The 12,909-nt window shown below is 69.2% G+C and carries 14 protein-coding genes; 11 read left to right on the forward strand and 3 right to left on the reverse strand.

The window, feature by feature from the left end; all coding sequences use genetic code 11:
* Positions 1 to 1,279 (reverse strand): DEDD exonuclease domain-containing protein (locus MFM001_RS15190; RefSeq protein WP_116376124.1); only part of this gene is annotated, 1,279 nt, incomplete at its 3' end.
* Positions 1,280 to 1,339: 60 nt separating this feature from the next.
* On the opposite strand from MFM001_RS15190, the gene MFM001_RS15195 reads away from it, so the two are divergent.
* The 4 genes from MFM001_RS15195 to pimB all read left to right on the forward strand — a co-directional run bounded on the left by MFM001_RS15195 (position 1,340) and on the right by pimB (position 4,747).
* The gene (locus MFM001_RS15195) at positions 1,340 to 1,567 is read left to right on the forward strand and encodes a hypothetical protein (protein WP_116376125.1); all 228 of its coding nucleotides are present in this window, start codon (positions 1,340 to 1,342) and stop codon (positions 1,565 to 1,567) included.
* Positions 1,568 to 1,689: 122 nt separating this feature from the next.
* Positions 1,690 to 2,820: a peptidoglycan hydrolase RipC gene (gene ripC, locus MFM001_RS15200; RefSeq protein WP_304481781.1), complete on the forward strand. Its 1,131-nt coding sequence runs from the start codon at positions 1,690 to 1,692 to the stop codon at positions 2,818 to 2,820.
* A gap of 13 nt (positions 2,821 to 2,833) precedes the next feature.
* Positions 2,834 to 3,604 carry a hypothetical protein gene (locus MFM001_RS15205; protein WP_116376126.1) on the forward strand — a complete coding sequence of 257 codons (771 nt, stop codon included), beginning with the start codon at positions 2,834 to 2,836 and terminating at the stop codon, positions 3,602 to 3,604.
* Positions 3,605 to 3,613: 9 nt separating this feature from the next.
* Positions 3,614 to 4,747, forward strand: a complete 1,134-nt coding sequence (pimB, locus tag MFM001_RS15210; protein WP_116376127.1) for a GDP-mannose-dependent alpha-(1-6)-phosphatidylinositol monomannoside mannosyltransferase — start codon at positions 3,614 to 3,616, stop codon at positions 4,745 to 4,747.
* On the opposite strand, the gene MFM001_RS15215 is transcribed toward pimB, so the two are convergent.
* Positions 4,744 to 6,540: a long-chain fatty acid--CoA ligase gene (locus tag MFM001_RS15215; RefSeq protein WP_116376128.1), complete on the reverse strand. Its 1,797-nt coding sequence runs from the start codon at positions 6,538 to 6,540 to the stop codon at positions 4,744 to 4,746. The genes pimB and MFM001_RS15215 overlap by 4 nt on opposite strands.
* 117 nt (positions 6,541 to 6,657) lie before the next feature.
* On the opposite strand from MFM001_RS15215, the gene MFM001_RS15220 reads away from it, so the two are divergent.
* The 5 genes from MFM001_RS15220 to MFM001_RS15240 all read left to right on the forward strand — a co-directional run bounded on the left by MFM001_RS15220 (position 6,658) and on the right by MFM001_RS15240 (position 10,081).
* Positions 6,658 to 7,047 (forward strand): polyketide cyclase / dehydrase and lipid transport, encoded by a 390-nt coding sequence (locus MFM001_RS15220; protein ID WP_116376129.1) that lies wholly within the window; start codon positions 6,658 to 6,660, stop codon positions 7,045 to 7,047.
* 86 nt (positions 7,048 to 7,133) lie between these two features.
* Positions 7,134 to 7,571: an SRPBCC family protein gene (locus tag MFM001_RS15225; protein WP_116376130.1), complete on the forward strand. Its 438-nt coding sequence runs from the start codon at positions 7,134 to 7,136 to the stop codon at positions 7,569 to 7,571.
* Positions 7,564 to 8,835 carry an ArsA family ATPase gene (locus tag MFM001_RS15230; protein WP_116376131.1) on the forward strand — a complete coding sequence of 424 codons (1,272 nt, stop codon included), beginning with the start codon at positions 7,564 to 7,566 and terminating at the stop codon, positions 8,833 to 8,835. Before MFM001_RS15225 ends, MFM001_RS15230 begins: the two co-directional genes overlap by 8 nt.
* Positions 8,836 to 8,881: 46 nt before the next feature.
* A complete protein-coding gene (locus MFM001_RS15235; protein ID WP_116376132.1) occupies positions 8,882 to 9,262 on the forward strand; it encodes a hypothetical protein in 381 nt (126 codons plus the stop codon).
* 87 nt (positions 9,263 to 9,349) lie between these two features.
* The gene (locus MFM001_RS15240) at positions 9,350 to 10,081 is read left to right on the forward strand and encodes a 1-acyl-sn-glycerol-3-phosphate acyltransferase (RefSeq protein ID WP_116376133.1); all 732 of its coding nucleotides are present in this window, start codon (positions 9,350 to 9,352) and stop codon (positions 10,079 to 10,081) included.
* 7 nt (positions 10,082 to 10,088) lie between these two features.
* On the opposite strand, the gene MFM001_RS15245 is transcribed toward MFM001_RS15240, so the two are convergent.
* Complete coding sequence (locus tag MFM001_RS15245; RefSeq protein WP_116376134.1) at positions 10,089 to 11,387, reverse strand: glycosyltransferase 87 family protein; 1,299 nt, start codon at positions 11,385 to 11,387, stop codon at positions 10,089 to 10,091.
* An 82-nt stretch (positions 11,388 to 11,469) separates the two neighbouring features.
* Between MFM001_RS15245 and MFM001_RS15250 the strand changes: the two genes are divergently transcribed.
* On the forward strand, positions 11,470 to 12,345 hold the full coding sequence (locus tag MFM001_RS15250; RefSeq protein ID WP_116376135.1) for a hypothetical protein: 876 nt from the start codon (positions 11,470 to 11,472) through the stop codon (positions 12,343 to 12,345).
* Positions 12,346 to 12,416: 71 nt separating this feature from the next.
* A complete protein-coding gene (locus MFM001_RS15255; RefSeq protein WP_116376136.1) occupies positions 12,417 to 12,905 on the forward strand; it encodes a polyadenylate-specific 3'-exoribonuclease AS in 489 nt (162 codons plus the stop codon).
* Positions 12,906 to 12,909: the final 4 nt, after the last annotated feature.

Below are 12,909 nucleotides of genomic sequence, written 5' to 3' on the forward strand. Positions count from 1 at the left end.
CGGCGGCGGCCAGCGCCGCGTTGTCGCGGCCGTCGATCAGCGCGGCGGCGCGTTCTGAGGTCGGGGAGTACTGCTCGGCGGTGATGTCGCGGCCGGCCGGACAGGGCGACACTTCGCGGACCGGGCAGGCCGGCCCGTGCAGTGCTGAACGGGCCAGCCGCGTGGTGCAGGTGCGCACGCCGGTGAACCGGGCCAGCAGGGCAGCGGTGTCGGCGGCGTCGGCCCGGGAACGAAACGGGCCGATCGCACGCTGGTGCCGCGGCGCGCGCACCACCGAGAACCGCGGAAATGCCTCGTCGCTCAACACAATCCACCACCAGCGGTGCGGGAACCTCGAGCGCCGGTTGTACGGCGGGGCGTGCGCGGCCAGCATCCGCAGTTCGCGCACCCCGGCTTCCAGGGCGTGCGCGCATTCGACATGATCGACCGTCTCGGCCAGCGCGACCATCTCCTTGGTGCGGCCACGCGAGTCGGCGCCATTGAAGTACTGAAATACCCTGCGCCGCAAGTCGATTGCAGTGCCCACGTAGAGCACCTCGCCCGTCGGTCCGCGGAACAGGTAGACCCCCGGCCGGTGCGGCAGGCGCTCCGCCAGCACCCGCTTGCGGCGCTGGGCGGCGGTCACGCCCGGCAGATAGGAGCGCAGGTCCGCGTAGGTGTGCACCCCCTGGTTGCCGACTCGCTCGATCAGCGCGTGCAACACCTCGACGGTGGCGCGGGCGTCGTCGAGAGCCCGGTGCGTCGGCTGGTTGGCCACGGCGAACAGGCGCGCCAGCGCCGCCAGCCGCACGCTGGGGGCCTCCTCGCGGCTGAGCACCCGGCGGGCCAGCCGGACCGTGCACAGCACCTGGGGCCGCGACCACGGGATCCCGCACCGCTCGGCGGCGGCCCGCAGGAACCCGACGTCGAAGCGTGCGTTGTGAGCCACCAGCACTGCCCCACGGGAGAACTCGAGAAATGCGGGCAGCACCGCGGCGATCGTGGGGGCGTCGCACACCATCGCGGTGGTGATGCCGGTGAGCCGCACGATCTGCGGCGGGATGTCGCGCTGCGGATCGACGAGCGTGGCGAACTCGCCCAGCACTTCACCGCCGCGCACCTTGACCGCGCCGATCTCTGTGATGGTGTCGGTGGCTGCGCCGCCGGTGGTTTCCAGGTCGACGACTACGAACGTGGTCTCCCGCAGCGGCAACTCGGCGGCCCGCTTCACCTCGGGGAAGCTCAGCTGCTCGGGGGCGGGCACACCCATGGCCGAGACGTTAAGCGTCAGCACCGACATGTCGGTGGCAGCCGATAACCTACGGGCAGATCGGCTACTCGCAACGAAAGGACCAGGCAGATGGCACAAAGCAGCAGGCCAGACGACCCGGGCGGGGTGACCATCGACTGCGACGACTGCGCAGTCCGCGGGCCGGGCTGCCGCGACTGCGTCGTCAGCGTGTTACTAGGGGTACCGGAAACTTTGCTGGACGACGAATGCGCGGCGCTGGAGGTGCTCGCGGATGCGGGGATGGCGCCACGGCTTAGGCTGGTGCCGATTCACCGCCAGCGGCCCGGCGTGGCGTGAAACGCGGAAGTCTTGCTGATTTCTTAATGTTCTGCTGTTGGACATTGCCTATACCGTTTCGTAACCTGTCTGAGACCTAAAGCAGATGTGACGGTTTTGTCGACGGATAAGGACACGAAATCTTGGGGTCGGGGCTAGGCGATGGATGCTGGACTGAACGTACCCTCAAGCGGTTTGCTGTCGCCGCGATAACGAGCTTCGTTGCTTTCGCTGGCATCACCACCGCCAGTGTGCTGGCCGATCCTGCTGAAGACGCCGTAGCAAAGCTCAACGAGCTGTCGCGCCAAGCCGAGCAAACCACCGAGGCCATGCACAGCGCCCAGCTCGACCTCAACGAGAAGCTGGCTGCGCAGCATGCCGCCGAAAAGAAGCACGCCGACGACCAAGCCGCCGTGGAATCGACTAAGTCGCGCCTGGCAACCTTCCAGTCCTCCGTCAACAAGTTTGCTGCAGCGATGTACATGGGTGGCCGCACCTCTGGCATGGACGCGATCCTGACCGCCGAGTCGCCGCAGAACCTGATCGGCAAGCTGGCCGTGCAGCGCGTGATCGCCAGCGAGATGTCCGCCCAGATGGCCAGCTACCGGGCCGCCGGCGAGCAGGCCGCCAAAGCCGAACAGGCGTCGGCGAAGTCGGCCGCCGACGCCAAGACCGCGGCCGAGCAAGCGGCGGCGGTGCGGGCCGGTCTGCAGGCCAAGCAGAGCAAGTTGCAGCTGCAGATCGCCGTCGTCAAGTCGCAATATCAATCGCTGACCCCCGGACAGCGCACGGCGCTGGCCGACCCCGGCCCGGTGCCGCCGCCCGCTGCCACGCTGGCTGCGGCCGCGCCCGCACCCGAAGCCCTGCATCCGGGCGGCGGGCCGGAGGGTCCCCCGGAGGCGCTGCCCGGCGGCGCGGGCGGTAGCGGCGAGGGCGCCGTCGCGGTGCAGGCGGCCCTGACCCAGGTTGGCCAGCCCTACGCGTGGGGCGGCGCCTCGCCCGGCGGGTTCGACTGCTCGGGGCTGGTGATGTGGGCGTTTCAGCAGGCTGGCATCCCGCTGCCGCACTCCAGCCAGGCGCTGGCGCACGGCGGACAGCCGGTCGCGCTGTCCGACCTGCAGCCCGGTGACGTGCTGACCTTCTACTCCGACGCGTCACACGCCGGCATCTACGTCGGCGACGGGCTGATGGTCCATTCCTCCACCTACGGTCAGCCGGTGCGAGTGGTGCCGATGACCTCGTCCGGCCCGATTTACAACGCCCGCCGTTACTGAGTTCCGCCGCCTACTGCTGGCCTGCGCCCTTGTCGTCGAGCTGATCCTCGCCGCGGCGGCGCTGATCCGTCCGTCGCCGCCGCAGACCGTCGCGGACCGCACCGTTCGCGTGGTCAACCTCGGCGGGTCGGGTGCCGAGCCTCTGCTGGGCCGCGTCTCGGCGGAGATGCCAACGGCTGTCGATGCGGTGCAGGGCTTCTGGGGCACCGACTGGCCGCGCGAGGTCGTCGTCGTGGCCACCGGCTCGCAGCGCCAGTTCGAGGCCCAGGCCGGCGGTGGGCCCGAGGCGCAGTGGGCCGACATCGCGGCGGTGGCCGTCGCCGACCGGGTGGATCCGGCCCGCCGGGCCGCGGTCGGCCAGCGCATCGTGTTCGCCCCCGGCGCGAACGCCATGAGCGATTCGGCACTGCGAATTGTGTTGCGCCACGAGCTTTTCCACTACGCGGCGCGAGCTGACACCGCGCTGGACGCGCCCCGCTGGCTGACCGAGGGCGTGGCCGACTTCGTGGCACGTCCACCCGCCGCGGTGCCCGACGCTCATCCGGCGGCCCTGCCGTCGGACGCCGACCTGGACACACCCGGGCCGGCGCGCTCGCTGGCCTACGACCGGGCGTGGTGGTTCGCGCGCTTCGTGGCCGACAGCTACGGCGCGGCGACGCTGCGTGCCCTCTACGTGGCCGCGTGCGGGGCCGGCCATGCCGACCTCCCCACCGCCGTGCACGACGTGCTCGGCGCCGACCCGGCCGGTCTGCTCGTCGACTGGCAGCGCTGGCTAACCCGTTAACCTATCCCGGTGTCCCGGGTCCTGCTGGTTACCAATGACTTTCCCCCTCGGCCCGGCGGCATTCAGTCCTACCTGGAAGAGCTGGTCACTCGGCTGGCCGCGACCGGGTCGCACGCGCTGACGGTGTATGCGCCGCAGTGGAAGGGCGCCGACGCGTTCGACGCCCGCGCGGACGGCTATCACGTCGTGCGACACCCCGGGACCTTGATGCTGCCCGGGCCCGCCGTGGAGGCGCGGATGCGCCGGCTGATCGCCGAGCACGGTATCGACACCGTCTGGTTCGGCGCGGCGGCGCCGCTGGCGCTGCTGGCCCGCCGCGCTCGCCGGGCGGGGGCGAGCCGGGTGCTGGCCAGTACGCACGGCCACGAGGTGGGCTGGTCGATGCTTCCGGTGGCGCGGTCGGTGCTGCGTCGCATCGGCGAGGACACCGACGTCGTCACCTTCGTCAGCCGCTACACCCGGGCCCGCTTCGCCCCGGCCTTCGGGCCCGCGGCGGCGCTGGAGTACCTGCCGCCAGGGGTGGACACCGACCGGTTCCGGCCCGACGCTGCCAGCCGCGCCGAGCTGCGCGCCCGCTACCGGCTGGGTCAGCGGCCGACCGTCGTGTGCCTTTCGCGGCTGGTGCCGCGCAAGGGGCAGGACATGCTGATCCGCGCGCTGCCGGCGATCCGGAGAAGGGTGGACGGCGCAGCGCTCGTGATTGCCGGCGGCGGGCCGTATCTGGCGTCGCTACGGCAGCTGGCCCAGCGCTACGGGGTCCGCGACCATGTGACGTTCACCGGCGGTGTGCCCGCCGCGGAACTGCCCGCCCACCACGCAATGGCCGACGTGTTCGCGATGCCGTGCCGCACCCGCGGCGCCGGGCTGGATGTCGAGGGGCTGGGCATCGTGTTCCTGGAGGCGTCGGCGACCGGCGTGCCGGTGATTGCCGGATGCTCGGGTGGAGCGCCGGAAACCGTGCGGCACAACGAAACTGGGCTAGTGGTCGATGGTCGGTCGGAGCATCAAGTCGCCGACGCCGTCACCGAGTTGCTGGCCGACCCCGACCGCGCCGCGGCGATGGGCGCCGCTGGCCGGGCATGGGCGACGGCGCAGTGGCGCTGGGACACGCTGGCCGCGCGGCTGGCCGAGCTGCTTGGTTAGCTGTAGATCGCCTCGATATCGGTGGCGAACTTTTCGGCCACCACCTTGCGCTTGACCTTCATCGTCGGCGTCAGCTCGCCGGTGTCCTCGGTGAAGTCGACGGGCAAGATGCGGAACTTGCGGATCGATTCCGCATGCGAGACCGCCTGATTGGCCTGTTTGACGGCGGCGTCCACCTCGGCGACCAGGTCGGGGTCGGTGGTCAGGTCGCCCACCGAGCTGCCCGACGCCTTGCTGTTGCGCTGCTTCCAGCCCTCGAACGCCTCGGGGTCGATGGTGATCAGCGCCCCGATGAACGGCTTGGCGTCCCCGACCACCATCGCCTGGCTGATCAGCGGGTGGGCCCGCAACTGGTCCTCCAGCACGGCGGGCGCCACGTTCTTGCCGCCCGCGGTGACGATGATCTCCTTCTTGCGGCCGGTGATCGTCAAGAAGCCGTCGTCGTCGATGGCGCCGAGGTCACCGGTCTTGAACCACCCGTCGGCCATCGCCTCGGCGGTGGCCTGTTCGTTGCGCCAGTACTCCCGGAACACCACCCCGCCGCGCACCAGCAATTCCCCGTCGTCGGCAATCCGCATGCTGTTGCCGGGCAACAGCTTTCCGACGGTGCCGATCTTCAGGTCGCCGACCCGGTTGACCGTGATGGCCGCGCTGGTCTCGGTCAGGCCGTAGCCCTCGTAGATGGTCAGGCCGACACCGCGGTAGAAGTGGCCCAGCCGGGTGCCCAGCGGCCCTCCGCCGGAGATGGACGCGCGGCAGTCACCGCCCAGCGCCGCGCGCAGCTTGTGGTACACCAGCCGGTCGAACACCGCGTGCTTGGCCCGCAGCAGCAGCCCGGGGCCGCCGCGGTCCTGCGCTTCGCTCCAGTCGACCGCGGTCTGCGCGGCCATCTGGAAGATCCGTCCCTTGCCGTCGTTGTCGGCGTTTTGCGCGGCGGTGTTGTACACCTTCTCGAACACCCGCGGCACCGACACCACGATCGTCGGCTTGAACACCGAAAACATCGGCACCAGGTTCTTGATGTCGCTGGTGAAACCGACGGTGACCTTGTTGGTGAAGGCTGCCAGCGTGATCGCCCGGGCCAGCACGTGTGCCAGCGGCAAAAACACCAGCATCCGCTCGTTCTTGCCCAGCAGCGTCGGCAGCGACTCCTTGGCACCCCGGATCTCGTAGACCAGGTTGGAATGGGTGAGCTGACAACCCTTGGGCCTGCCGGTAGTGCCGGAGGTGTAGATCAGCGTGGCCGGGCCCTCGGCCCGCAACGCCTCGACCCGCCCGGTCAGTTCGGCCGGATCCACCGAAGCGCCTGCTTCGGCGAGCGCCTCGATCGCCTTGGGACCGGAGCCGTCGATGTGCATCACCCGGCGCAGCGACGGCAGGTCGCCGGTGAGTTCGGTGACGATTTTTGCGTGGGCGTCGGTCTCGGCCAACACCAGCACCGCACCCGAATCCTGCAGCACCCAGCGCACCTGCTCGGCCGAGGACGTCTCGTAGATCGGCACCGTGACCGCCCCGACCGCCAGAATCGCGAGGTCGAGGATCGCCCACTCGTAGCGAGTGGCCGAGAAGATGGCCACCCGATCACCGGCCTGCACGCCCTCTGCGATCAAACCGGCTGCCGCCGAACGGATTTGAGCAGCCGCCTGGGCGCAGGTGACGTCGGTCCAGGCGCCGTCGACCAGGCGCTGGAAGATCACGAAGTCGGGATCGTCGCGCTCATGCTCGAATACCGCGGCGACGACGTTGTCGCGCTCGCCCACGGTGAACGGGGCGGGAACACTGAATTCACGCACTCTTGTGACCTCGCTTGATGTCGACGGCTGAGTGCGCTCCAGCCTAGTCCGGACGTGACGCCGTTCACTTGCCGACCGCGGTATCCGCCGGCGCAGGGAATATGTGAAGCTAGCGCCGTGCACAGCATTCAAGTCGCCGACGAGACGTTTGTCGCCGCCGACGCCGCACAGGTCGGGGCGGCGGTCGCCGACCGGGCCAACTGGCGGCGGTGGTGGCCGGATCTGCGGCTCGAGGTCGTCGAAGACCGCGGCGCGTTGGGAATGCGGTGGACGGTGACCGGACCGCTCACCGGCACGATGGAGATCTGGCTCGAACCGGTGCTGGACGGGGTGCTGCTGCACTACTTCCTGCACGCCGAACCCTCCGGGGTCGCCGCGTGGCAGCTGGCCCGGATGAACCTCGCCCGAATGACGCACCGCCGCCGCGTTGCAGGCAAGAAAATGGCATTCGAAGTCAAGGCGACGCTGGAGCGGTCGCGTCCCGTCGGGGTCGCTCCTGTGGCTTGACCCCGGTCGGGCCGGTGCGGGGAGTACCGTTTCTGCGACAGACACTGGGGGTAGCACCCGCTTGCGGGGGAGAGGGAAGCAGCCAGGTGGCGGAGAAGACGGCACAGACGATCTATATCGATGCCGACCCCAGCACCGTGATGGACGTGATCGCCGACATCGGTTCCTATCCGGAGTGGGTTTCGGAGTACAAGGAGGCCGAGGTCCTAGAGGCCGACGCCGACGGCTACCCGAAGGTGGCGCGCATGGTGCTGGACACCACGGTGCTCAAGGACACCCTGGTGTTCTCCTACGACTGGCCCAAAGACCGTGGCTCGGTGCGCTGGTCGCTGGTCTCCTCCTCGATACTGCGTTCGCTCGAGGGCGCATACTTGTTGTCGCCCAAGGGTTCCGGCACCGACGTGACATACGAGCTCACCGTCGACCTGGCCATCCCGCTGATCGGGTTGATCAAGCGCAAGGCTGAGCGCAGGCTGACCGAAACCGCGTTGAAGGATCTGAAGAAACGAGTCGAGGCTGAGTGAGTCGGCAACGCCCGTCCTGGCCCGGATCAGTCTCTTCGTCGGCAAGGGCGGGGTAGGAAAGTCAACACTGGCGGCCGCCACCGCCGTCGCCGACGCGCGGGCCGGCCAACGGGTGCTCGTGGTATCCACCGATCAGGCGCATTCGCTTGGGGACGTGCTGGGAGTAGCGGTTCCGCCGACCGGTCGGCGCGACCCGGTCCGCGTGCTCGCCGACCTGGAAACCGGGGGAGCCGACACGGGTGGCGGGTTCCTGGACGCGCTGGCGCTGGACACGCTGGCGTTGCTGGAGGCGCGCTGGCGTGACGTCGTCGATGCGCTCGGCGGGCGTTTTCCCGAGTCGGAGCTGGATAGCATTGCGCCCGAAGAACTCTCGGCGCTGCCTGGCATCCAGGAAGTCCTCGGCCTGCACGAGGTCGGCGAGCTGGCCGCCGCCGGCCGCTGGGACCACGTCGTCGTCGACTGTGCGTCGACCGCCGACGCGTTGCGGATGCTCACGCTGCCGGCCACCTTCGGGCTCTACGTGGAGCGCGCATGGCCGCGGCACCGCAGACTTTCCGGCGCCGCCGACGACCGCTCGGCGGCGGTGGTGGAACTGCTCGAGCGCATCAGCGCCAGCGTCGAACGCCTCTCCGCACTGCTCACCGACCCCGCGCGCCTCGGCGCACACCTGGTGCTGACCGCAGAGCGGGTGGTGGCCGCCGAGGCGGTCCGCACCCTGGGCTCGTTGGCGCTGATGGGGGTTCGGGTCGAGGAGTTGATTGTCAATCAGATTCTGCTGCAAGACGATTCATACGAATATCGCAACCTGCCCGACCATCCCGCGTTCGACTGGTACGCCGAGCGCATCGGCGAGCAGCGCGCCGTGCTGGACGAACTGGACGCCACCATCGGTGACGTGGCGCTGGTGCTGACCCCGCACCTGGCCGGCGAGCCGATCGGACCCAAGGCGCTGGCCGAGCTGCTGGACTGTGCCCGCCGTCGCGACGGATCAGCGCCGCCGGGGCCGCTGCGTCCCATCGTGGATCTCGAATCTGGCTCAGGACTGCAGTCGGTGTACCGATTGCGGCTAGAGTTGCCGCAAGTCGATTCGGGCGCACTCAGTCTGGGCCGGGTCGACGACGACCTGATCATCAGCGCCGGCGGTATGCGGCGCCGAGTTCGGTTGGCGTCCGTGTTGCGGCGGTGCACAGTGCTGGACGCCCACCTTCGAGGTAGTGAGCTGACGGTGCGTTTTCGACCCAATCCGGAGGTGTGGCCGACGTGACCGCCGGCGACGATGCAGCGCGGCGCGATGAGGAGGAGCGGCGGAAATGACCGGCGTCCACCCCGACATCGGTCCGGAATTGCGGAAACTGGCGCAGACCATCCTGGACGGAATCGACCCGGCGGTGCGCGCGGCGGCGATGCGCGCGTCGGGCGGCGGCCCGGGAACCGGCAAATGCCAACAGGTGTGGTGCCCCGTGTGTGCGCTGGCCGCGCTGGTCACCGGCGAACAGCATCCGCTGCTGACCGTGATCGCCGAACACAGCGTTGCGCTGCTTGCGGTCATCCGGGCCATCATCGCCGAGGTCGACGGGACGATGACACCGCCGCCGCAAGGGCCGCCCGGCGGCGGCGCCGCGGAGCCGCCTGCGCCCGAGCCCGCCGCGAAGAGTCGTTACGAGCCGATCACGATCACCGTCGAGGAGTAGCGGAGTGCCGCGCGCTGTGGTCGCATCCACACTCGATCGGTACAGTTGGCGCAGACTACTATCCGGCGCGGGCGAGAGGGAGGGGCCATGTGGTACTGGCTTTTCAAGTACATCTTCATGGGCCCGCTGCTTGCTTTGCTGGGACGGCCGAAAGTCGAAGGCCTGGAAAACATCCCGCAATCCGGGCCGGCGATCCTGGCCAGTAACCATCTGGCGGTCGCCGACAGCTTCTACCTGCCGCTGGTGGTTCGACGCCGCATCACCTTCCTGGCCAAGGCGGAATACTTCACCGGTACCGGGTTGAAGGGATGGTTCCTGCGCTGGTTCTACAGCACCACCGGACAGGTCCCGATCGACCGCACCGACGCCGACACCGCCGATGCCGCATTGCGAACCGCCGAGCGGCTCCTTAGCGAGGGCAAGCTGCTCGGCATGTATCCCGAGGGCACCCGCTCACCCGACGGCCGGCTGTACAAGGGCAAGACCGGGCTGGCCCGGCTGGCGCTGCACACCGGCGTCCCGGTGATCCCGGTGGCGATGATCGGCACCAACAAGGTCAACCCGCCCGGCAGCAAGATGTGGCGGTTCGGCCGGGTCACCGTGCGCTTCGGCAAGCCGATGGAGTTCTCCCGGTTCGAGGGGTTGGCCGGTAACCGCTTCATCGAGCGGGCCGTCACCGACGAGGTGATCTACGAGCTGATGGGGCTCTCGGGTCAGGAGTACGTCGACATCTACGCCGCGACGGTCAAAGACCGCGGCAACGGATCGGCGCCCGCGAACGAGGCGCCGGCCCGTATCCCGGAGACCGCCGCCGGCTGAGGCCCCGTCAGCCGACCGCGGGGACCGCTGCCGGCTCGGGAACGCTCGATTCCCGCGGCACCGCGCGCGCGGTGACGGCGAACCCGGCCGTGAGGATGGTCGCCAGCGCCCACCACACATAAGACGCCCCGACGAGTTGGCGCCAGCCGGCCGCCGTCGTCTCGTGGTGTTTGGGCATCAGGTCGATCGGCGTCCACACCATCACCGCCACCCCCGCCGCGCTGACCACCCCCAGCGCGGCGCTGCGGCGGCGCCAGGCCAGCACGCCCGTCACCAACACCGCCGGCAGCATCCACACCCAGTGGTGCGACCACGACACCGGCGAAACCACCAACCCGAACAGGGCAATACAGATCACTGCGAGAGTCGGTTCGCCGGCCGCGAGCACGCGCCGCGCCGCCCAGACGGTCAGCGCCAACACAAGCAGGCACGCGGCCACCCACAGCGGGAAGCGTTCGTGCTCGCCGAGCCCGAGCCGGGCCAGTGCGCCCGTGACGTTCTGGTTGGTGTTCAGCGAAGCGGCGCCGATGCGGTCGGTCTTGCGCACGGTGTCCGTCCAGTACTCCCACGAGTCGCGCCAGGCCAGCGCGAACGCGACCAGGGTGGCCACCAGGAACGACGCCAGCGCGGTCAGCGCGGCGCGGCCGTCGCGGCGGAGCAGGAAATACAGCAGGAAGACCGCAGGGGTGAGCTTCAGCGCGATGCCCAGCCCCAGCATCAGCCCGCGCGGCCAGGGGGTGCGGCGCGGCAGGCAATCGGCGAGCACCAGCGTCATCAACACGACATTGATCTGCCCGAACGCGAAGTTCGACCTGATGGGCTCCAGCCAGATCGCCGACACCGCCACGATCACCACGGCCAGCCAGCATCGGTGCAGCCAGGCCGGCCCGGGCGCTACCCGCGAGGTGTCCCACACGTCGAGGCGGGTGAGCACGACCATCGTCGAGACCAGCAACAGCGCCAGCGTCGTCAGCGTGATCGCCACGCTGGCGGCCGGCAGTCCCAACCAGGCGAAGGGGCAGAACGCGATGGCCGCCAGCGGGGGATAGGTGAACGGCAGGTCCAGCCCGATCGGCGTGTGGAACTTCGCGTTTCCGGAGTAAAGCGGACGGCCGTCCAGCCACGCCTGACCGCCCATCCGGTACACGTCTATGTCGATGCGGTACTGCGCGTGCCAGATCAGCTGCCAGACCGCGTAGCCGAACACCGCGGCGGCGAGCAGCACCAGCAACGCCCAGACGGCGACCTGCCTACCCGCAATTCGCCCGCGCATACTGCCCACGTCGGGCGACTGCCGTCTACTCATGTCGCAGACAGCCTATCGGTGAGTGTGCCGCCACGCGGTATTGCAACGGGCGATACGCCCGAAGTGGGCGTACTTTTTTAAGGTGCTCGACTGGTTGCGGCATGACATCATCGGCCACGGGCGATTGCCCTTGCTGTGCTGCCTGGTCGCGTTCATCCTGACGTTCTTCGTGACGCGCACCTTCGTGCGCTACATCCGGCACCGCGCCGACCGCGGCACCCCGCCCAAATGGTGGGAGCCGCGCAACATTCACATCGGGTCGATGCACATCCACCACGTGGTCGTCGGCGTGGTCCTGGTGATGCTCTCCGGGATATCCCTGGTGACCCTGGCTCTCGAGGGCAATCAGGCCGAATTGACCACGGCGGCAATCTTTTTCGGTATCGGCGCAGCGCTGGTGCTCGACGAGTACGCGCTGATCCTGCACCTGTCCGACGTGTACTGGGAGGAGGACGGGCGCACGTCGGTGGACGCGGTGTTCGCCGCGGTCGCGGTCGGCGGACTTTTGGTACTGGGACTGCACCCGCTGATGTTCTTCCTGTCGTTCTGGCAGGACACCCACTCACCGCTGCTGCACGCCGCGGTGATCCTGGGGCTGGTGCTCACCCCGCCGCTGGCGATCGTCGTGTTGCTCAAAGGCAAGGTGTGGACCGGTCTGATCGGCATGTTCTTCGTGGTGCTGCTGGTCATCGGCGCGATCCGGCTGTCGCGTCCGCACGCGCCGTGGGCACGGTGGCGCTACACCAATCAGCAGGACAAGATGCGACGGGCGGTGCAGCGGGAACGCCAGCTGCGCCGGCCGGTGATCCGGGCCAAGCTGTGGGTGCAGAGCACGATCGCCGGTACGCCGCGTCTTCCCGACGAGCGCACCGTGGATGCGGCGCTGGACCTCGAAGTGCATGCCGCGCCGCCGCCCACGGGCCCGCTGCGTGTCCTGGTGCCAGGCGGCCACGGCTAGAACTCCATCGCCCGCCTTCTCCTCATCGCGGCTGTGCGCTCTGCATCGTCGGCGGGCTAGGCTTCCGCGTCGTGCGGTACTTCTACGACACGGAATTCATCGAGGACGGCCGCACCATCGACTTGATCTCCATCGGGGTGGCCGCCGAGGACGGCCGCGAATACTACGCCGTGTCCACCGAATTCGACCCGGAGCGTGCCGGCAGCTGGGTGCGTACCCATGTGCTGCCGAAGCTGCCGCCTCCCGCGTCGCCGCTGTGGCGGCCGCGCGCCCGGATTCGTTCGGATCTGGAGAGCTTCCTCGGTGTCGGCAGCGACGAGCCGATCGAACTGTGGGCGTGGGTCGGCGCCTACGACCATGTGGCGTTATGTCAGCTGTGGGGCTCGATGGCCGAGCTGCCGTCGGCAATTCCCCGGTTCACCAGGGAGCTGCGCCAGCTCTGGGAGGACCGGGGCCGTCCGCGGATGCCGCGCCGCCCGCCGGATGTGCACGACGCTCTGGTCGACGCCCGCGATCAGCTGCGGCGCTTCCGGCTGATCAACAGCGTTCGTCCTGATTAACAGG

It is taken from the genome of Mycobacterium sp. MFM001 (assembly GCF_003402475.1).
GTDB lineage: Bacteria > Actinomycetota > Actinomycetes > Mycobacteriales > Mycobacteriaceae > Mycobacterium.